Source organism: Lentzea roselyniae (genome assembly GCF_039537795.1).
Lineage (GTDB): Bacteria > Actinomycetota > Actinomycetes > Mycobacteriales > Pseudonocardiaceae > Lentzea > Lentzea atacamensis.
Genome location: NZ_BAABBE010000059.1, coordinates 1 through 20253 on the forward strand (window position 1 = coordinate 1; position 20253 = coordinate 20253).

At 66.3% G+C, this 20253-nt stretch carries 19 protein-coding genes and 1 pseudogene; 3 read left to right on the plus strand and 17 right to left on the minus strand.

Translation table 11 applies throughout. From position 1 onward, the window contains the following. Positions 1-429: 429 nt before the first annotated feature. Positions 430-765 (plus strand): sterol desaturase family protein, encoded by a 336-nt coding sequence (locus ABFX45_RS43955; RefSeq protein WP_346137070.1) that lies wholly within the window; start codon positions 430-432, stop codon positions 763-765. A 4-nt stretch (positions 766-769) separates the two neighbouring features. On the opposite strand, the gene ABFX45_RS43960 is transcribed toward ABFX45_RS43955, so the two are convergent. From ABFX45_RS43960 to ABFX45_RS44020, 13 genes are all read right to left on the minus strand, one after another. Next, positions 770-1558, minus strand: a complete 789-nt coding sequence (locus ABFX45_RS43960) for an HAD-IIB family hydrolase (protein ID WP_112225050.1) — start codon at positions 1556-1558, stop codon at positions 770-772. Then, on the minus strand, positions 1551-2084 hold the full coding sequence (locus tag ABFX45_RS43965; protein ID WP_346137072.1) for a class IV adenylate cyclase: 534 nt from the start codon (positions 2082-2084) through the stop codon (positions 1551-1553). Before ABFX45_RS43965 ends, ABFX45_RS43960 begins: the two co-directional genes overlap by 8 nt. A gap of 15 nt (positions 2085-2099) precedes the next feature. Then, complete coding sequence (locus ABFX45_RS43970) at positions 2100-2513, minus strand: cytidine deaminase (RefSeq protein ID WP_346137074.1); 414 nt, start codon at positions 2511-2513, stop codon at positions 2100-2102. After that, positions 2504-3004, minus strand: a complete 501-nt coding sequence (locus ABFX45_RS43975) for a DUF402 domain-containing protein (RefSeq protein ID WP_346137076.1) — start codon at positions 3002-3004, stop codon at positions 2504-2506. The genes ABFX45_RS43970 and ABFX45_RS43975 overlap by 10 nt, the downstream gene beginning before the upstream one ends. Before the next feature lies 1 nt (position 3005). Continuing rightward, positions 3006-4175 carry an MFS transporter gene (locus tag ABFX45_RS43980; RefSeq protein ID WP_346137078.1) on the minus strand — a complete coding sequence of 390 codons (1170 nt, stop codon included), beginning with the start codon at positions 4173-4175 and terminating at the stop codon, positions 3006-3008. Next, the gene (locus ABFX45_RS43985; RefSeq protein ID WP_346137080.1) at positions 4165-4812 is read right to left on the minus strand and encodes a PIG-L deacetylase family protein; all 648 of its coding nucleotides are present in this window, start codon (positions 4810-4812) and stop codon (positions 4165-4167) included. The genes ABFX45_RS43980 and ABFX45_RS43985 overlap by 11 nt, the downstream gene beginning before the upstream one ends. Continuing rightward, a complete protein-coding gene (locus tag ABFX45_RS43990) occupies positions 4809-5630 on the minus strand; it encodes a glycosyltransferase family protein (RefSeq protein WP_346137081.1) in 822 nt (273 codons plus the stop codon). The genes ABFX45_RS43985 and ABFX45_RS43990 overlap by 4 nt, the downstream gene beginning before the upstream one ends. Then, the gene (locus ABFX45_RS43995) at positions 5627-6595 is read right to left on the minus strand and encodes a dTDP-glucose 4,6-dehydratase (RefSeq protein WP_346137082.1); all 969 of its coding nucleotides are present in this window, start codon (positions 6593-6595) and stop codon (positions 5627-5629) included. Before ABFX45_RS43995 ends, ABFX45_RS43990 begins: the two co-directional genes overlap by 4 nt. Further along, on the minus strand, positions 6588-7910 hold the full coding sequence (locus ABFX45_RS44000) for a glycosyltransferase (RefSeq protein ID WP_346137083.1): 1323 nt from the start codon (positions 7908-7910) through the stop codon (positions 6588-6590). The genes ABFX45_RS43995 and ABFX45_RS44000 overlap by 8 nt, the downstream gene beginning before the upstream one ends. Continuing rightward, a complete protein-coding gene (locus tag ABFX45_RS44005; RefSeq protein ID WP_346137084.1) occupies positions 7888-9108 on the minus strand; it encodes an MFS transporter in 1221 nt (406 codons plus the stop codon). The genes ABFX45_RS44000 and ABFX45_RS44005 overlap by 23 nt, the downstream gene beginning before the upstream one ends. After that, the gene (locus tag ABFX45_RS44010) at positions 9105-10460 is read right to left on the minus strand and encodes a glycosyltransferase family 2 protein (protein ID WP_346137085.1); all 1356 of its coding nucleotides are present in this window, start codon (positions 10458-10460) and stop codon (positions 9105-9107) included. Before ABFX45_RS44010 ends, ABFX45_RS44005 begins: the two co-directional genes overlap by 4 nt. A gap of 27 nt (positions 10461-10487) precedes the next feature. Continuing rightward, positions 10488-11714 carry a radical SAM protein gene (locus ABFX45_RS44015; RefSeq protein ID WP_233441822.1) on the minus strand — a complete coding sequence of 409 codons (1227 nt, stop codon included), beginning with the start codon at positions 11712-11714 and terminating at the stop codon, positions 10488-10490. Positions 11715-12349: 635 nt separating this feature from the next. After that, positions 12350-12499 carry a hypothetical protein gene (locus ABFX45_RS44020; RefSeq protein WP_346137086.1) on the minus strand — a complete coding sequence of 50 codons (150 nt, stop codon included), beginning with the start codon at positions 12497-12499 and terminating at the stop codon, positions 12350-12352. 534 nt (positions 12500-13033) lie between these two features. On the opposite strand from ABFX45_RS44020, the gene ABFX45_RS44025 reads away from it, so the two are divergent. After that, a complete protein-coding gene (locus ABFX45_RS44025; protein WP_346137087.1) occupies positions 13034-13498 on the plus strand; it encodes a hypothetical protein in 465 nt (154 codons plus the stop codon). A gap of 614 nt (positions 13499-14112) precedes the next feature. Here the strand turns inward: ABFX45_RS44025 and ABFX45_RS44030 are convergent. Continuing rightward, on the minus strand, positions 14113-15081 hold the full coding sequence (locus ABFX45_RS44030; RefSeq protein WP_346137088.1) for a pectate lyase family protein: 969 nt from the start codon (positions 15079-15081) through the stop codon (positions 14113-14115). Positions 15082-15092: 11 nt separating this feature from the next. Further along, the gene (locus ABFX45_RS44035) at positions 15093-16478 is read right to left on the minus strand and encodes a pectate lyase family protein (RefSeq protein ID WP_346137089.1); all 1386 of its coding nucleotides are present in this window, start codon (positions 16476-16478) and stop codon (positions 15093-15095) included. A 545-nt stretch (positions 16479-17023) separates the two neighbouring features. Here ABFX45_RS44035 and ABFX45_RS44040 point away from each other — a divergent pair. Continuing rightward, a complete protein-coding gene (locus tag ABFX45_RS44040; RefSeq protein ID WP_346137090.1) occupies positions 17024-18676 on the plus strand; it encodes an RICIN domain-containing protein in 1653 nt (550 codons plus the stop codon). Here the strand turns inward: ABFX45_RS44040 and ABFX45_RS44045 are convergent. Both ABFX45_RS44045 and ABFX45_RS44050 read right to left on the minus strand, forming a co-directional pair. After that, positions 18645-19640 (minus strand): TIGR03619 family F420-dependent LLM class oxidoreductase, encoded by a 996-nt coding sequence (locus ABFX45_RS44045; RefSeq protein WP_428834296.1) that lies wholly within the window; start codon positions 19638-19640, stop codon positions 18645-18647. The genes ABFX45_RS44040 and ABFX45_RS44045 overlap by 32 nt on opposite strands. A gap of 3 nt (positions 19641-19643) precedes the next feature. Continuing rightward, positions 19644-20126, minus strand: a pseudogene (locus tag ABFX45_RS44050) (transposase family protein); the annotation flags it as partial. Positions 20127-20253: the final 127 nt, after the last annotated feature.

Here is a 20253-nt window from a genome sequence, read left to right on the forward strand (position 1 = left end):
CAGTCCTACCAGGACTCCCCGTCCTTCTTCTTCCAGGCCCTGCAACCCGTCGCGACGCACGGCCACGCGCTCCCGCGCACGTCAGGCGTTCAGCGCGAGAATCTCCGTTGGTGAGATCACCTCACTGGACGGAGTCTGCGATCCAGCGAGTTCCCCAACCCACTACAAGCGGACAAGCTAGGACAGACCGGGGGGCGATGAGGAGCTTTAGGGCAGCTTGAGACGTAGGGATAGAGAGCAACTCGGTCCTCGGACACCAAAATGTCGCAAATTTGCGACGTCTACGTGCCAGGTGCTCAAGTCCACTTGAGCACCTGTTTCGCGTTTCCGCGCCACAAGCAGGTGGCGTTCGATGACCAGGCGTAAGGCATGGATCTCGACGTCCTTCTCACGGTCGGTCATGCGCAATAGCCGTAGCGCGGCGAAGGCGTGGGAGACGGCAAGGTAGGCGAAGCGGACCAGCACGGGGCGCGATCCTGCCCGACGACCGCCAGCCACGCGCCGAGGTCCGCGACCTGCACGGACGTACTTTTCGGCACGCACAACCACGCCGACGAACCAGAAGCGATCAACCGCAACTACGCCGGCGTGCTGCCCATCTGGGACCGCCTGTTCGGCACGTTCCACCTCCCCGACCGCTACCCGCTGCGCTACGGCGCCGACCGCCCCGTGCCCAACAGGTGGTGGGGCCAGATGATCGACCCCCTGCGCCGACGACGCGATCCCGGCGGCAGCGCAGCTCTGCGAAGCTCCAGCTGGACATGATCGCTCAGCTCGGCACGGGCAGAAGCGATTCCAGCGCTTTCGCCACCCCGTCATCATCGTTCGACGCCGTGACCGGGAACTCTCGCAGCAATGACGGGTGCGCGTTGCCCATTGCCCATGCCCGACCGGCCCACCGAAGCAGTTCGAGATCGTTCGGCATGTCGCCGAAGGCGACGACGTCCGAGCGGTGGATGCCCAAGGATGCGCACACGGCCTTGACCGCGTTCACCTTCGACACGTCGAGCGCGGTCAGCTCAACGAAACCGGGGCCTCCCGAGTGGCTGCACGACACAAGATCGCCGACAACGCTCCGCACTGCGGAAAGCAGTTGGTCGAGATCCAAGCCCTCGCTGCGGACGAACATCTTCGCCGCTGGGCCGAGATCGAGGGTGTCGACGTCGACGTGGGCGTCGTCCCATCGCACACCGAAGCCCGGCTGGGCCCGCATGCTCCGGCCAGTCTCAACCGCGAGCAGAGCGCCGGGAAGCACCCTGCGCAACCGCTGCCCCACTGCCAGGACCGTCTCCCGCGGGATGAGCGCCGTATGACCAACGGTTCGGCTGGCCACGTCGTAGACGACTGCTCCGTTGCAGCACACGACGATCGAGCTGTGGCCGGCCTGCCTCGCGATCTCGTCCACGCTGCGCGGGGCCCTTGCCGTCACGAGCAGAACCGTGACGCCGGCAGCCCTGAGCGCGTCAAGCGAGCACCGCGTCCTGTTGGAGACGCCGTGACCGCTCGTCAGGAGGGTGCCGTCGAGATCGGTGGCGATCAGCCGTGGGAGGTCACTCAAACCTCACCTCGGCGAGGGCGCCCAAGTCGATCCCGTATCGCGCGTACACCTGGACCGTGTTCTCGCCTGTGAGGTCGGCTTCGTCGTAGCCGAGCACGGTTGCGGCTTCCTTCACACCGGCGACCGAGTCCGCTTCGATCTCCAGGTACGGCGGTATCAATGGCCAGTGGTCGATCTCGAGTCGCGCATGCCCGAGTCGGAAGCTGACTCGGCGGTTCTCCTGGTAGGACTTCGGCCGATAGCCGAGCTTGTTCAAGAGGGCGTTCGTCTTCTCGAAGTCGTCGACGGTGACTTCCGTCTCGGACGTGCCGTCGATCGCGTCCGAGCGGATCTCCTTGACCGCCAGGGTGATCACATCCCCGGTGTCGCGCAGCCGAACCCACCGCGACTGGTCTCCAGGCTCTATGTCGTAGACGTAACGGCGCTGCAGCCGATCTCCCAGCTTCTCGCCACCGTGTCGCAGGATGAGCGCTTCCGTCGCCGGCGGATCGATTCCCAGCACCTTGGCCTCGTACTCTATCGTCATGATGGCCTGGTCCCCCTAGCTCGTTTCAACGTTCATATCGCGTCCCGTGAACGCGTGCGGCAGCAGGGTGCGGATCGGCACCAACTCGTTGCCCAGGTCCACCAGGCAGTCCGGCCCGCCGATCTCCATGATCATCTGACGGCACCGGCCACACGGCGCAAGAAACGTGCCGTCCGCCGTCCGGCAGCAGATCACCTCGATACCCTTGCCCCCATGTGCCACCAGCGAACCGATAAGAGACGCTTCCGCGCACAGCGTCATGCCGAAGGACGCGTTCTCGATGTTGCACCCGCGGTAGATGTCACCACCAGGCGTGCTCGCCGCCGCGCCCACCGGGAAGCCGGAATAAGGCACGTACGCGTTCCGCGCGGTGTCCACCGACACCGCACGCAAGCTGTCCAGCAGTTCCGCTGACGTGGTCAATTCCACCCCTCCTGCTTGAGCCACGTGAGCACGGACAACTCCAAGCCCGTGAGCTCGACCGCGACCTCGAATGCGGTCTCCACAGCGACTTGAGCCTCGCGAGGCTCGATGAAGCCGGCGCCGAGGGCTGCAATGAGCTCGTCCACATCGTCGACAACGAGCCGTCGTCCCTGCCACACCTTGATGTCCACGTAGTCGTCCACCATCACGAAACGATCCGCAACGGACTCGACCTGGCAGAAGTCGACGTAGTAGTCGAAGTCCGCATCGGTCACCGTGGCGTCCGGCGCAAGCGTCCAACGGCAGACGCGCAGCCGGCGGCTTGGCAGCACCCAGCACTCGAGCGTCTGAAGCCGGGGGTTGTCAGCCTCGGGAACGGCGAAGAACAGCGCTCCATCCCGCCGCTCGATCCGGTCCACGGGCACTTCCGCGCCCCTCGGCGTCAGATAGCGACCAGTCACCAGGTCCAGCACGCTGCTACGACGTTCGTGCACCATCTCAACGCCTCCGCGCCGTCATGGGTAATGTGATCGATATTCCTGCCACGAGCACGCAGGCCACCACAAGCACACCGGTTGTGATGGAAAGCCGCTCGGCGAGCGTGCCCACCAAGATCGGCCCGACCGCGTAACCGAGCGAGTTGGCCCATGCGACGACCGACATGTTCGTCTGCGTCGCGGTACCGGAGTTGATCTGCCCGACCACCGCCGGATAGAGGTAGGCGACACCTGCACCGACCACCGCGTATGCGGCGACCACGAAGCCGGGCAACGCGTTTGTGGCGATCAAGACCATTCCGGACGCGGCGAGCGCCGCGCCGCCGATCAGCAGGACCCTGGTGGGTACGACCGCCTCGACGCGCTCGCCCACCAGCCGCAGTCCCGCGACGACGAGTGACAGCACCGCCAGTCCTGACGCCGTCGCGGCTTCGGTCACACCGCGTTCACGGGTCAACAGCAGTCCGAACCAGTCGTACGCGGTCGACTCCGCCAAGGTGATCACGAATGCCGCGACCGCGAAGCCCAGCACCCGTCTCTGCACGCGTGCACGCCCGCCTCGCACGTGTTCAGCCCGGTCCGGCTCGTCGAACACCGGTAGGAACCGGGCTGAGCACGCCAACAGGAGCAGCGAGAACGCGGAAGCCGCAGTGAAGTGTTCCAAGGGCGACCACCCGGCGTGCGCCAGGAAGGACGAGGCTCCGGCACCACCGAACCCGGCAAGGCCGGCGACGCCGTAGAAGAACGGCATCACGGGCCGGTTGAGGTCCCGCGCGATCGCCAGGCCGCTGAGGTTGCTCGCGACGTTCATGATGCCGACGAACCCGCTCAGGACGAACAGGACACTGGCCAACTGGGTCACGGTCCGCACCAGCCCGACGGCCGGCAGCAACAACGCCGCGCCCGAGGCCGGAACCAGCACGGACCACCGCGGCCCCAACCACGCGCGGACACGGCCCGCGAACGGGGTTGCGACGAGCATGCCCACCGCGGAGACCGTCAGCGCGACACCGAGTCCTCCCGCGCCGGCTTCCACCTGCGTGGCGATCGCGGGCACGCGGCTGGTCCAGGTGCTGAACTGGAACCCGTTGAACCCGAAGACCGCGGCCACCGCCCAACGTGCCGGGCCTAACCACCTCGGCGAGGTCTTCGAGGTCACGTCAGCCGCCACCAAGAACCACCTTGTCGGTGTAGAAGGCCTCCGCGTACCGGCTGCGGCTCTGCACTCCGCGCAGGCGGGCCAGACCGAGGAATGCCTCCCGGTCGAACCACTGCCGCCCGAACTGGGAGCGGTAGTGCGCGTGCAGCACCTCGACCTTCTCCTCCGCGACCTCGTCGTCGAGCGGGAAGAAGACCGACGGCTGGCCCAGATCGGCGTCCCACTTGACGATCTCGTAGCCGAGCAGCAAGTGGCCGCGGAACACGCTCGGCACGATCTCAGCGAGACAGCGGTGGTCCTGGTGGGCATCGCCCCGGTGCGGCCCGATCACCACCGCCTGCTCCGCGACCTCGGACCTCACCACCTCCAGTGCAGATTTGACCTCCTCCCACCGCGAAGGCATCCGGCCGTCCGGCAGGTCGAGCACGGTGAGGTCGAGGCTGGCGCGAGGGCACAGCGAAGCCAGCGCCTTCTGCTCCTCCATCTCGCGTTCGGTACCCATGCCCGTCAGAACGAGGGCTCTCACCTCGATGCCGGGCCAACGCCTGCACAGTGAGAGCAGCAGACCTCCTGCGCCGATCGCGATGTCATCGCAGTGAGCACCGAGCAGCACCAGCGTGTCCGGTTGGCCGAGGTCGAAGCGCATCATGACGACCAGGCCTCCTCCAACAGGGGCACCGGCGCCGGACTCGGCTCGTGTTCCCACATCATCCAGGGCCGCTCACCCGAGGCGTACGAGGCCTCGAGCCGGATGCGCTCCTTGACCGTGTCCGCCGACTGCCAGAACCCGCGATGCCGGTGTGCGAGCAGTCTGCCTTCCCGCACGAGCGCACCGCACACGTCGTCCACGAGATCTCCACCCACCGGGAGCTTGTCGAAGATCTCCTGCCTCAGCACGAAGAAGCCGCCGTTCTCCCACACCGGAAGTTCGCTCACGGGCGCCAGCGAGGTAACCGTGGAGGCCTCGTCGAGCTGGACGCAGTGGAACGAGGACTGTGGTGGCACCACGAGCATGGACGCCGCGTTGTCGCTTGCCACCAGGCGATCGATCATGATGTCCAACGGCGCGTCGCTCAGCACGTCGGAGTAGTTGGCGAGGAACACCTCGTCATCACCGAGGTGGTGCCTGACCCGGCGCAGCCTCTCCCCGATGGGGGTTTCCACCCCGGTGTCGGCGAACGTGATCCTCCAGTCGCTGATGTCGGTCGAGAACAGCTCGGCTTCACCGTCTTGCAAGACGAAGTCGTTCGACGAGGTCTCGCGATAGTGCAGGAAGTAGTCCTTCACGTGTTGTGCGCCGTAGCCGAGACAGAGGATGAAGTCAGTGTGTCCGAAGTGGGCGTAGTACCGCATGATGTGCCACAACAGCGGCCGGGGTCCCACGAGTTGCATCGGCTTGGGGACGTCGTCGTGCGCACTGCTGCGCATCCGCATGCCGTAGCCCCCGCAAAACAGAACTACCTTCATTTCTCCCCCTGTGCCTCGACGTGCGGAAGCCACCAGTCCCGGTTGTCGACGTACCATTGGATCGTTTCCTTGAGGCCTGCCGCGAAGTCCTTCTCCGGCCTCCACCCCACCTCGGTGCGCACCTTCGTCGAGTCGACCGCGGTGCGGTTCAGAAGTGCCGGCCGGGCCGGAACCGTGACCTTGCGGTCAGCAGGCAGCCCCAGGAAGTCGAGCACGGCGTCGGCGATCTCGTGCGCTCCCGCGTTCACGCCACCACCCACGTTGTAACGCTCTCCTGGTGTGCCGGCCGAGATGATCCGGTCGATCGCTCGGCAGTGATCCCGCACGTGCAGCCATTCGCGGCTCGATCCGGGCGACTCGAACACCGGCAGCGTCAGCCCGAGCAACGCTCTCGTGACGAACCTGGGGATGACCTTCTCCGGGAGTTGCGCTGGGCCGTAGTTGTTGGAGGACAGGGTGATCGTCACAGCCAGCCCGTAGGTGTGGCCGTACGACAACGCCAGCTGGTCGGCAGCGGCCTTGGTGGAGCTGTACGGGGTCAGCGGCCGCAGCGGGGCCGACTCGTCGACGCCGGCGGCAACGGACAGGTCGCCGTAGACCTCGGCGGAGGACACCTGGTGGTAGTGGCGCACACCGGTCGTCCGGCAAGCCTCGAGCACGGCCATGCAACGCGCGACGTTCGCCTCGAAACAGGCCAAGGGGTCGCGCACCGCCCGTCCGTTGTCGGACCAACCGCCGCAATTGATCACGATGTCTACCGACTGCTCGGTCAGCACCTGCTTCAGCCCGTCCGGCTCGCCGAGGTCGCAGACGACGTCCTGCGCTCCGGTGTGGCCTGGGCTCACGCGCCTTCCACTCGTGAGCGACACCACCCGGTCCCGCGGGTGCTTCCGCAGCCAGTACCGCACGAGGTTGGAGCCGATGAACCCGGCGCCTCCCACGACGAGCACGGTCGACTCAGGCACGGTCCACCGCCCACGCGGCGTCGAGGAACTCCCTCAACGACCTGGTGAAGTCCCGCTCGGCGCGGACCTTCTCGACTGCGGCCGCACACATCCGCACCCGGTCGCTGCTCGGGAGGTCGAGCACGATCTCGACCTTCTCGGTCATCGCCGGGATGTCGCCCTGCGGGAACACCAGACCTGTCACATCGGGCACGATCTGCGCCGCAAGCCCTCCTTCGTCCGGCACGATCACGACTGGGCCGCCACCATCAGCCCAGAGCGCAGCCTCCTGCGGGACCTGACCGCACGGCTCGCCCAACGACGCGGACAACACGGCAACCGTCTCGTCGAGAGAACACAGACTGCGCGGCAGACCGCGGTCGAACTGCGTCACGAACGTGTGCCGCAGGCCGGACTCCGCGAGCATGGCCCGGTACTTCGCAATCTCCGGGTCGTCCTGCGTGTAGGGAACCGCGATCAGCACGAAGTGGATGCGGTCTCGCAACGGCGTGACCGCGCGGATGGCACGGTCGAGTCCCTTGATCGGGTCAGCCCGTCCCAGGGACAGTACGATCGGCCGGTCGGTGGGAATCCCCCAGGACGTGACCTCGGCGAGGGCTTCGGCGCGGTCGCGGCGCGTCAGCTCGGGATCGCCGAGGCTCAGCGCCTGGGTGAACGGCAGCAGCCGGGTCGGGTCGAGTCCGAAGTCCTCGACCAGGTGACGGGAGAAGTAGCTGCCGACATCGGCGAGGAACACCCTCGCGTCGGTGTTCGCCCTCGCCACGCACGTGGCCTCGCCCTCGTCCCTGCCGGGGGTGTGCGACGTGCCCGGGATCCGGGAACTGCTGTAGAGCGTGTACACCAGCTGGGTTCGCTCCCACTGGCTCGGCTCCAGCTCCCGGTCCAGGTGATCGGCGAGCACGCAGAAGATCGCGTCCACTGCCGCCACCAGCACCTCGTCATACCTGTCGACGAGCTGTCGCACGACCTTCGCCGCTTCCGCGCACAGCTGGTGCCATTTTGCGATGTGGAACAGCCGGGAGTCGTCGTGGGCAAGCTCCCACAACGTCACGCCCGCCTTCGCGATCTTCTCCCGGTTCTCGGCCAGCAAGCTCTCGTTGATCGCGTAGCCAGGACGGGAGTAGCTCGCATCCGGTACGAGCAGGTGCACGTCAAACTCGCCGATGGCGTCGACCAGCTCGGCACCGCTGCTCCCCAGGCACGAGATCAGGTACCTGGTCTGCGTCCCGATACCGTGGTAGAGGTTGGCGACACCGTCGAAGGTGCAGTACACCAACGCCTTGCTGCCCTGTTCAACTTCGGTCTTCCTCCACATCGCGTTCCCCCAATTCGAGCTTCAGGAAGAGCAGGCCGGATCCGCCGCTGAGCGCGACGAAGATCAGCCACGGTGCCGCCGCGCCCCATGCGAACGCGGCCACCAGCAGCGGCGCCACGATCGCCGCGAGGTTGTACGAGTACTGGAAAACAGCCAGGTAGCGGCCCTTCATCCGCACCGGCGCGATGTGCTCCACGAGCGCGTTGACGATCGGGCCGTGGAGCAGGTCCGCGAGGACGTAGATCCCGGTCGCCGCGAACAGGAACACCACCAGGGACGAGCCGCCCAGGGCCGGCGCGGCGGCCATTGCCGTTGCCCAACCGGCCCACATGAACGCGCAGATCGCGAGGGTGGTGGTGCGACGCAGCCCGCGCACGAGGTGCACGGCGTACGCCTGCAACGCGACCATCAACACCGTCACCATCGTCAGCAGCGCACCGCTGATCCACGAGGGCGCGTGCAGCTCCTGGTTCAGGTAGACCGGCAGCCCCGACGCGAAGAACGTGCTCGGCACCGCCAGCACCGTGCCGAGCACGATGATCAGGAGATAGCGCCGGTCCCGCAGCACCGCGCGGTAACCACCGGTGGCAGCGTGCTCCGTGGACGGGCCGGGCGAGGTGCTCGCCGCGCCGCGGACCGCGAGCATCAACAAGGCGGACACCGCGAAACTCGCCGCGTTGAGCAGGATCAGCAGCACGTAGCTCGCCGTACTGTCGGCCACGAACAGGAACGCCGCCATCAGGCCGCCGACACCGGCGCCGGCGGCCTGGGAGCTGGAGGCGATGGAGAACCACTTCTCCTTCGGCCCGTCGCCGGCCAGCTGCGCGCCGAGGCCGAAGAAGCACGACCAGAACACCCGCTGGCCGACCGCGCACGCCGTGGTCACCACGAACACGCCGAGTGGACCGTCGACCAGCAGGTAAGCCGCGGTGCCCAGGGCTTGCAGGACCTGGCCCACGACGATGATCCGCAACGGCCCGACCCGGTCGATCACGGCGCCCACCAGAGCGGGCACCAGGAGCGCGACCACACCCGACAAGGAGATGAACGTGCCCACCTGCCACTCGGGCAAGCCCACGACGCGGATGAAGTAGAGCATCGAAACAGGCAGGAACAGTCCCGCCCCCAACGAGTCCACCCAGGCCGCCACGTAGAACGGCCACGACCTCCTCGTGGCGGACGTGATCGCTGCCGTCACGCGCGCTCCCGCACCCGCACCGCGACAGCGTCGGGAGTTCGCGTCGTCTCGCAGTCGAGACCGAGGTCGCGGATGGCCGAGGCGAGCCACTCCGCATCCTCGACGAACCGCGGGACGGACTCGTCGAGCCCCCTGCCGAGCTCGAGCCCGGCGAACCGCTCGTCATGCGAAGCGGTCGCCACGAACACCCGATGTTCCGCGACCCTGCGCGCCTCGGCGAGTGCTTCGGACACGTGGTGCCACGGCAGGGCACGCCAGACGTCGACGTTCACGACGTTGCGCAACGAGCGGTCGTCGCGCAGGAACTGAGTACCGCAGAAGCTCGGCACTCCTCGGTCGCGCCAGTCCACGAGGGACGAACGCAGCTCCCCGACGACGTCGCGCCAGCCACCCAGCCGCCCCAGGCCGAGCAACCAGGTGTCACCCGGTTCGAGAGCTCCGACCCACTGCTCGATCTCCGGCAGTTCAGGCTGCACGTCGTCGACGCCGAGAGCTTCGGCGAACCTCTCGATCATGATGATGCGCAGGCACTCCAGCAGTGGCGAGGCGAACCGATGCCCCTCCCAGTGGAAGGACCGGTAGGTCTCGAGCAGTTTCGTCTGGTTCTGCTTGAGTTCCCCGAAGTTGTCGTTGAAGTCCCGCAGGTGCGGGATGTGCGCGGATCCCGCCTGCGGAGACCAGGTCATCACCTGCCCGTCCGACAACACCTCGCGGATCCGGAACCCGAACTCGAGGTCCTCCAGGCCCCAGCCGTCCAGGTCCTCGTTGAACCCGCCCGAAGCGGCGACGACCTCGGTCCGGACGGCCACGTTGTGCGTGTACAGGAAAAAGTAGCCGATCCGGTCGAAGTTGTCCTGGATCACCGGCTGCTCGATGTCCGGGATCCTCAGGTCGCGCTGTGCGGTGTCGTGCAGTGCGGAGAACGTCGACAACGAGCTGCCTATGAGAGGCGAGGGCGTCGTCAACGTCCTGATCCGGTGTTCACGCCGCGCGCCGAGGCTCACCGCGACGGCGGGATCAGCGAGCACGTCGAGGTGGCGCCGCACGAGATCCCGATCCGGCAGGGTGTCGCCGTCGAGGATGAGCATCGCCGGCTCCGTGACGGCCTCGATGCCGATGTTCCTCGCCTTCGCCCGGCCCGCGTTCGTCTCGAGCCGGAGGTAGGTGGTCGACAGCTTGGAGGCGTACTCGTCGACGACACGGCGCAGCGGCTCAGCGCTGCCGTTGTCGACAACGATTACACGGAACCTCTCCGGTGTGACATCCTGCTCGGCCAGCCTCGCCAGGATCAGGTCGAGGTGGTGGTGCCGGTTGTACTCGAGGATCACGACGGCGATCTCGTGCGCGAACATGAACGGTTTCCTCTCAGGACGTCGAGCTCAAGCGGATTCGCCGGCCAGATGGCGGAGCACCTCGTCGGGGTTGGCGAGCTCGCGGTCGCGCAACTCCCGGACCTCGCTCGCCAGACTGCTCGTCACGAACTCCTCCACGGGCAGGCACAGGTCCATCCGCTGAATGCAGACGCCCACGAGATAGCCGCCCTCTGCGGACCGGTACAGGCGGAGCCCGTAATAGCCCTCCTCACAGGTGGAGGGATCACGGAAGCGGCACGTGGAGCAGGTGACGGAAAGCCTGGTGGGCCGGATCTTCTTGAAGTAGACGACTCGGCCACTCGGTAGTGCGTATTCAGTGCGGTAGCCGGAGACGCCTGCCGTCATGTGATGCGCGACCGGCACCGCGCCGAGCTCGTCCAGAACCTGGTTGATGGCCCCGATGGAGTCCATTCCATCGCTGAGCGAGTTCAGCAACCGGATCGAGAGCTTGTCCGAATATCGTTCGAACAGCCGGTGCACACGCGGGATGTGGGCACCGTTCGGCACGACGATGTTCGCGCTGACCTTGACCCCGTTTTGCAGCGCCGTCTCGATCGTGCGTTCGAGAGCGTCGATTTTCCGAGCAGCGAGCCCGATGTCACGGAATCTGCTTTCCTGAACGTCGGCGAGCTCCTCGGGCGTGGTGCCGAAAATGCTCAAGTTGATGCGGTCGAGACCCGCCTCCGCGCAGCGGGCCAGGACACGCTCCCCGTTCTCACCGTTGGAGGTCATGCACACCCGGAAGCCGGCTTCAGCCCCCAGTGCCACCAGCTCCGCGACGGCGGGGTGCAGCGTCGGCTCACCACCGGTGAGGTGGAGCTCGTCCAGCTCCATGCCGCGCCCCATCACGGTCAAAGCGTCGCGCAGCTCGTCATCCGCACGCATCGTCGACGCGAGGAAGCCGACTCCGTTGCGGTTCGCATAGATCGACGAGCGACCAGACCTCCCGAGCGTGACGAACGTGCGACTGCCTTCACCGCCGCCCCGCCCACGGTTGTCCACGGAGACCGGTGTCCCCTCGTTGTGGCAGAAAGTACACGTCAGTCCGCAGGAGTCCGTGATCTTCGCTCGCAGCGTCCTGTCGGGCTTGATCGTGACGGGCAATGCCTGCGCCTCAGACGTGCGCTCGGCACCACCACGGTGCGCGTTAACCAAGTCAATCCCCCAAGAAGAACTCGCTTTCGCACTGGCTGAGCGGCGACGGCACGCCGAAGCGAGGCCGACGAAATCCACATCAGGCCAGCACAAACCCCCAGGAGCCACGCGACTTCCGCATCAATGAGCAGCCGGTCGCAGCAACCTCACCATCAAAGATTAGCCAAGAATCATCAATCCGTTGCAGTGATGTGGATCACATTCTGCAATTGGGTGAATTCAATAGGTAAACTTTCGACGCAAAAGTTTACCTATTTCCGCGATGGTCACACCCGCGTGCAATCAACGTCCACAGTTGAACAAGGTCGAATATCGACCGAAGGGGTGAGCCAGGTGATCGCAGGTCAGCGGCGAAATCTTCGAGATCAGCGGTTGCGCCGGTGTTGCATCGGCGCCTGCCGCGCTGGGCGCCACCAGTCCCGCTCAAGGCACAACAGACGGCTCAGCTCCGCGGGCAGGCGCGCGGCGGCACGTGGTCAGATACCGCGGATCAGCGAGGGCGCGTCGGAGTCGTGTTGACAGTGCGAAAGTTCGAGTTTCGCTCGGGGACGGCACACCTGGGCGAGCAAGTCCGAGCTGATCAGTGGTCGAGGGCGAGCAGGGATCGGGTGACGGGTGACCGGTGGCGCGGTTGCGCCAGGTGGCTGGGGTCAGCGCGAGCAGGCGTTGGAAGCACGGACTGGTCGCGATCCGGATGTGAGCCGTGCGGCCGGTCAGCCGAGCGGGAACTCGCGGATCTGCGCGGCGAACGGCTCCGGTACCGCCCAGAACGCGCCGTGGTCCTGATCGGGCAGGGTCAGCACCGTGACCTTCGGCAGGACGAGCCCAGGTGAAAGCCGTCCGACGTGGGGCTTCCCGAGCACGGCAGGCGGCGTGTGGCGGGATTGCGCCGCGAGGAGCTGGCCTTGTGCGTGGCGAAACTACATCCATGCAGTTCAAGGCGCATGACGATACTCGTGGATGATCATGTCGGTCTATAATGAGGCGTTGATTGTGAGCGGGTTCGCCAGGTTCAGTCCGGCCCGCAGGGGGTAGCGCGCCAGTTAGCGATCGGCGGGCTCGGTGCTCGCTGTGGCGCCGCTCGTACTCACGCAGCGCCTGGTGTAGATGGGCCTGATTTCAGATCAGCGCGGTCGAACAGGTTGTCGCGAAAGTTCTTGCTCCAGTCGATACAGATCAGCCCGAAAGATTGATTAGTGGCGACTGGCCCTCTATACTTGATTCGAGCTATCCAATAGCGCATGAACACACAGACTGCGCACGGTTGCTACCCACGGGGACTCAAGTCCCCCCCTCGGACACCAAAATGTCGCAAGTTTGCGACGCCTACGTGACAGGTGCTCAAGTCCACTTGAGCACCTGTTTTGCCTTTCCGCGCCACAAGCAGGTGGCGTTCGATGACCATTTCCTACATCCGCCCGATCGTTCCGGTGACCGCGCCAGGAAAAGCGGCGGACTCCTCCACCCGCGCCGCTGGTCAGCCTCTCCCGCTCATTGTCGTCCCCACATCACGGCCGCCCCGGCAGGCGAACGTCCTGTACCGGATGGCCGCCGTCGACCACCGCGGCCGCGTTGCGGACCGCCACGTCACGGCAGCTCTGGACTGGAACGCCGGCACCCATCTGAACATCCGTGAACACGGCGGCCTGCTCGTCGTGGCCGCTGATCCGCACGGTGTCTTCAAGCCCACCAAGGAGGGCTATCTCCGGCTCCCCGCCGACGCCCGCCGCGCGGCTGGCTTGAGTTCCGGGGACCGAGTCCTCCTCGTCGCCCGCCTCGACCACCAGACGGTCACGGTCTTCCCACCCGTCGCACTGGACCAGCTGGTACTCCCCGTCCTACCAGGCGGTGAGGACGCATGACCGGCGCACCCACTCAGGCAGAGCTCGACGCCGCCCGTCTGGTCCTCGACCGGATGGGCGTGACAGCCGAGGACCTGCTCAACGCGGTGAAACCGCCGGCTCCGACCTTCGGCGAGTACATCCCGGTCGTGGCCGCGGCCGTCAGCGATGGCACTCGCCGCGCCTACACGCCGTACTGGAATCGCGTGCTGGACCAGTGGGCGGACATCTCGCTCAGCGACCGGACCCCGACCGACATCCAGCGGCTGGTCCAGCACATCAAGGCCAATCTGACCGTCCGACGTAACACCCGCAACGGCAACTCCGCCGCCGAGCACCTCATCGCCGCACTGCGCTTCCTCTACCGGCACGCCGTCAACGACGACCTCATCGACGAACGCGCCAACCCCGCAGCCAAAGTCCCCAAACCGCAGCGCCAGCCCAGCAACCGGCGGGCGTTGTCGGGCAAGCAGATGGATCAGCTCAACGACATCGTGGCCACCACCGGCAACGACCCGCAACTCGACTCACTGATCGTCCGGTTCCACACCGCGCAGTCGCAATCACACGCAGTTCCTCTGCCTCGAACACAGCGTCGAACGCGTCGCCATACCGCTGCGCTGACCTCGACGACCTCAAACCACCTTGCCGACACCCGCGCCCCCGCGGACGATTCGCGGCACGTCCGCGGGGGCGTCGAGGGAGTAGGAGTAGTACGTTCGCGGCACCTGCACGATGCCCGCGGTCTGCGGGGTTCCTGAACCCGTGAACATGTTGTTGCGCGCCACGACACGGCCAGGCCCGCTGTCGCCGTAGCCGACCAGCACCGGGTGCGGCACGTTCTCGAAGTAGTTGCCCTCCACCAGCACGCCGGCATCCATTGTGGACGCCACACCGTACAGCTCGTTCGAGCGGAAGTAGTTGTTGTAGACGTGCACGGGTTCGCCGAACCGCACGCGAGGATGCCGCTGGCGTGACCCGTCGAAGAAGTTGTGGTGGATGCTTACCTTGAGGCGGCCTTTGTCGGTGCTCGACGCGCCGTCCGAGTGGCCGAGCAGCATGGACTTGTCGGTGCCGCGGAACCAGTTCCAGGACACCGTCACGTATTCGGCGCCGCGCACGACGTCGACCGCTCCGTCGACCGCTCCCGCGAACTCGTTGTGGTCGACCCAGATGTGGTGCGAGTTCTGGCCGATGTTGACCGCGTCGTCCTCGGCGTTGGTGAAGCGGAGATTGCGCACGATCACGTTGTACGACCGGTAGAAGTCCAGCCCACCTCCGTTGATCACGGCGGATGTGCCGAGGCCGATGACCGTCTTGTTCGGCCGCACGCCCTGCTTGCTGGAGATGGTGATGGTGCCGGACACCTGGATGATCAGCGTTCCGACGGTGTCGATGTAGTCGAGGAATTGCTCGGACGTGGTGGCGGTGACCACTTGACCGCCCGCGCCGCCGGTGGTCGTGTTGAGGCCGTGCGCGGACACGCTCGCGAAGCCGTCCACTCCGGCGGCCGCGGTGGCAGGGGTGGCGAGGTGTCCGGCGACGAGCGCCCCGGCGGTGCCCGCGAGCAGGCTGCGGCGCGTGATCCGGTGGTTCTCGGTCATCGGGGACTCCTTCAGATCTTGCCGACGCCCGCGCCCGACGTGACGGACGTCTTGACGGTGCCGACGGCGTCTGCGGTGTAGCGGTACGGGATGGCTGCCACGGTGCCGTTGGCCTCACACGGCCCGGAGTTGGTGAGCGAGTTGTTGCGCGCCACCAGCCGGCCGGGGTCGGACTCGCCATATCCGCTCGCCGACCAGCACGCCTGCTGCACGTTCTCGAAGACGTTGCCCTCCACGAGAAGCCCGGCGTCCATGAGGGACGCGATCGCGTACGAGGCGGAGTTGCCGTTGATGTTGGTGTAGTAGTTGTTGAACACGTGGACTGTCTCGCCGAAGCGCACCCGCGGGCTTCGCTCGAAGGTCCGGTCGAACCAGTTGTGGTGGTAGGTGACCCGCAAGTGGCCGCGGTCCTCACCGGCGTTGCTGTCGGAGTGGCCGACCAGTGAGGTCTTCCAGTGGTTGCGGACGACGTTCCACGAGACCGTGACGTAGTCGGCGCCGTGCGTGATGTCGAGCATGCCGTCGTAGTAGTCGGGGTCGTTCTCGATGGTGCTGGACATCGTGTTGTGGTCGATCCAGATGTGCGTGGCGTTCTCGATCTGGATCGCGTCGTTGCCGCGCACGCCGCGGATGTTCATGTTCTGGATGATCACGTTGGCGGGCTTCATGTCCTCGATGTTGAGGGTGGTGCCGGAGATGCCAGAGCTCCCGCCCACGCCGCGGATCGTCTTGTTTGCGGTGATCTCGACGGTGCCCGAACCGCTCAGCATGCCGTTGACCAGGATCGTCTTGGCACCACTGGACTGCGCCTGGGTCCGGAAGTCGGCGAACGTGCTCACGGTGACCGTGGTGCCGCCCGCGCCACCGGTGGTGCCACCGGCCTCTGCGGCCCAGCCGACGAGCCCGCCGGGTGGCGGCGGAGTGGTGCCGCCCACCTCGAAGTCGAGGTGGTCGATGTTCGCCAGACCGTTCGCGGTGGTCGGGTTCAGCCGGATGGTGTTGCTGCCCGCGTTCACCGGCACGCTCAGCGTCTTGGTCATCCAGCTCGACCACGCTCCGGTGCCCTCGAACGACGGCGCCTGCACCGTGGAGCCGTTCACGACGAGGTTGGCCGGTCGAGCGGTGGTGGTCCCGTTGGCGAACCGGATGCCCAGGGGCGCCGTGCCGGATGTCGCCGCGTTCACCGTGAACTGGGCGTAGCCGCTGGTGGAGTTGGCGCCGTTGCAGAACCCGGTGCCCGAGAAGCCGGACCAGTTGGCATCGATCGTGCCGGAGCAGACCGCCGGCGAGGTTTCCGCCTCATAACGCGTGGGCGCGGCCTGCGCGGGCGACGACGCCACCGCGACAAGTGCGCCTCCCAGCAGGCCGACACACGCAATCAAGATTTTCACGCGCATGGCAATCTCCGTTGATCCACTCGTCATGAAACAGGATTGGACGCGATCCGGAAGCGCTCTCGGAACATTAACGCGACGTTCCAGAATGTCGCAACGGTCAGCTGACAAGATTCACAATGTTCACGCTGATGAACCGGAAGAATAACTGGCCCGAACAGCGCATCAGACGGTACTCCGCAGCTCAAAGGCCTACCTACGGCACCCCGGATGTTCACAAGTATGACCGGCGTGCACTGGGTTTTTGTTCACGAGTATGACCCGGGATGCATTTGTCGAACAACAACCTTGATCAATTCGACAGCCGATAGCCTCCCCATTCGACTCATTCGACTTCGAGCGCGGTGCACGTCACAAAATCCGCCATTGACCGGGTTTGGCCAACCTCATAGCATCCGGCAGGAAAACGGTTGTAAACCGCCCGGATTTCGACAGCTTCCGCCGCCACGGAAGAGGTCCGGCCGGACCTCTTTTCCCGCGCGGCGTTGAGGAGTGAAGTCGTCATGGGCACACCAGAGCATCCTGCGCGCCTGGCGAGAAGGCGGGGCGTGCTCGTCTCAGGAGGTGCGGTCGTCGCACTGGTCACCACGCTCGCGACGTGGCCGAGCATCGCCGCGCCCGCGAACGCCGCGATCGGTGCGGGCACATACTCGATGCGGAACAGCGGCAGCGGACAGTGCCTCGACGCGGGCGCGAGTCCAGCCACCGGCACGCAGCTCAAGCAGGAAATGTGCGCCGACCAGGCGTGGGTACTGGCCGAGGTAAGTGGTGGGTTCCGGATCACCGCGGGCGGACTGTGCGTCGGCGTGCGGGACGCGTCGACCAGCGCGGGCAAGCCGATCCAGCTGGAGGCGTGCACCGGCGCCTCGAGTCAGGTCTGGGCGCTGACCTCAGTCGGCAGCAACTACCGCCTGGTCAACGCCAACGGCGGCAAGTGCATGAACGTCAAGGACAACGCCACGACGGCAGGAGCGTTGGTGCAGACCAACTCCTGCGATGGCGCGGCCACCAAGCAGTGGACGCTGGTACCGGTCGGTGGCGGACCGACGAGCACGACGACTTCCACCACCACTACGACCACCGGCCCCACCACGACCACCACCGGCACGCAGCCCGCCAACGCGCTGTACGTGTCGCCGTCCGGCCGTGACGACGCGATCGGGTCGATCTCGGATCCGACGACACTGACCTCGGCACTGTCCAGGGTCACGGCGGGTGGCACGATCTTCATGCGTGGTGGCACATACAGCTTCACGCAGACCGTGACGATCCCGCCGACCAACAACGGCACGTCCAGCGCACGCAAGAAGCTGACCGCCTATCAGAGCGAGAAGCCCGTGCTGAACTTCTCGGCACAGTCCGAAGATCCCGCCAACCGCGGCCTGGCGGTGAACGGCTCGTACTGGCACATCTACGGCGTTACCGTGGAACGGGCCGGGGACAACGGCATATTCGTCGGTGGCAGCAACAACATCTTCGAGCGGACGATCACCCGGTTCAACCGGGACACCGGCCTACAGCTCTCGCGGATGCTGTCCAGCACCCCGAAGGAGCAGTGGCCCGCGAACAACCTCATCCTCAGCGCCGAGTCGCACGACAACGCCGACTCCGACGGTGAGGACGCCGACGGGTTCGCCGCGAAGCTGACCTCGGGGCCGGGCAACGTGTTCCGCTACTCAGTGGCGCACAACAACATCGACGACGGCTGGGACCTCTACACCAAGTCCGACACCGGTGCGATCGGCGCGGTGACCATCGAGGACTCCCTGGCGTACAAGAACGGCACGCTCAGCAACGGCGGCCAAGCGGGCAACGGCGACCGCAACGGCTTCAAGCTCGGCGGCGAGGACATCGCCGTCAACCACACGATCCGCCGCACGATCGCCTTCGACAACGGCAAACACGGCTTCACCTACAACCGCAACCCCGGCTCCATGGCCGTGTCGAACAACCTCAGCATCGACAACGACCAGCGCAACTTCTCCTTCGACGCCGGCGCCTCCGTGTTCCGCGGCAACACCTCTTGTCGCGGCAGCAGCGGCACCAACGACAAGACCGTCGGCGACGCAGACAGCACCAACCAGTTCTGGACTGGCACCAACGGCTCCCGCTGCACCAACTACACCGGAGCGCTCGGCTGGTCCTTCGCCTCCGACGGCAGACTCGTCGTCACCCTCGGAGGTAAGCCCGTCGCGCTCTGACCGAACCACCGCCGCCACCACGCTGGTCCGCGTCGCACGAGCCGGTGACACAAGCAAGACGGCGATCGTCGCCCTTGAGCCGTGGCCGAGGGCGACGATCGCTGAGCTGTGTGCGCAACGCCGGGTCAGCGGTATCGCGTGCACGCCTTCGCCAGGGCGTCCAGGGCGTGCAAGGCCTCGTCCTCCGGCAGGGTGGGCAGGTGCAGCAGCACCCGTTCCACGCCGAGTTCGGCGTAGGTGTCGAGGGTCTGCTGATCGTGTGCGGCCCGAAGACCACCACAGGTGTCTCGGTTCCGGTGACCTGTCGCATCCGGTCGATGTGCCTGCCGAGCTCCGCCGGTGGAATCGCGCTGGGCAGCCACGCCGAGCCGTATTCGGCCAGCCTGGCGAAGGTGCGTTCGCTGCTGCCGCCGACGTAGATCGGCGGATGAGGCCGCTGTAGCGGCTTGGGCCAGGAGTGGACGGGGTCGAAGTCGACGAAGTCGCCGTGGAACTCGGGCTTTTCCTGAGTCCACAGAGCGATGATCGCTCGGAGCCGTTCGTCCATCAGCCGGCCGCGGGTGCGTGGATCAGTGCCGTGGTTGCGCAGCTCGTCGAGGATCCAGCCGGCGCCGACGCCGAACACCGCGCGGCCGCCGGAGAGCTGGTCGAGGGTGGCGACCTCCTTGGCCGTGATGATCGGGTCCCGTGCCGTCACCAGCGCGATGCCCGTGCCCAGCAACAAGGTTCGGGTCGCGGCCGCCGCGGCGGTCAGGGCCACGAACGGGTCTAGCGTGCGGAAGTACTCGCGTGGCAGCTCGTAGCCCGGGTACGGGACTTCCGACCCGACCGGGATGTGCGTGTGTTCGGCGAGGAACAACGCGCTCAGGCCACGCTCCTCGAGACCTGGTCCAAGGACCGCCGGGGCGATGCTCTCGTCGGTCGGGAAGGCCGACACACCGAACTTCACCGGATTCAGCTCCATCTTTCACGAGGTGCACGGCTGAGCTTGATCAGCTCGTCCAACCGGTCGGCCCGTGCGGCGGGGGCAGCAGCGGAACTTGCGGAGAATGCGCCAGGTCTTGAGCTGGGCGTTGGCGCGTTCGCCGGGGCCGCGCAGGCGGGCGTGGGCACGGTTGGCGTCTTTCTGCGACTAAGGTTTGTTGCGGCCCTTGTACGGGGTGATCGCGTGCGTGCTGGTCTCGTCGTAGCCGTGGTAGCCCTTATCGCCCAGGGCGATCAGCCCGGCGTCGCGCAGGGCGGCGAGGATGTTTCAGATCCGGGCCGCGGCGGTGTCGTGGGTACTGCCGGGCAGGTCGCCGGAGACCCACAGGATCTCGCCCTCGGGTGAGGCGATTACCTGCAGGTTCACTCCGTGCGTCTTGTGCTTGCCGGAGTAGAAGGGGCGGTCGGCGGCGATCCGGTCGATCGGAATCAGGGTGCCGTCCAGAATCACGCAGGCGCAGCCCCGGGGCGTGTCATGCGAACCGTGTAAGTCAGAGGTGTACCAAGATCGACGCGCCGGATTGGCGGTCGGAGGGGGCACCGAGTGACACAGGACACATCGTCTCGTCAGGGAGATGAGGCGGCAGCGCGGC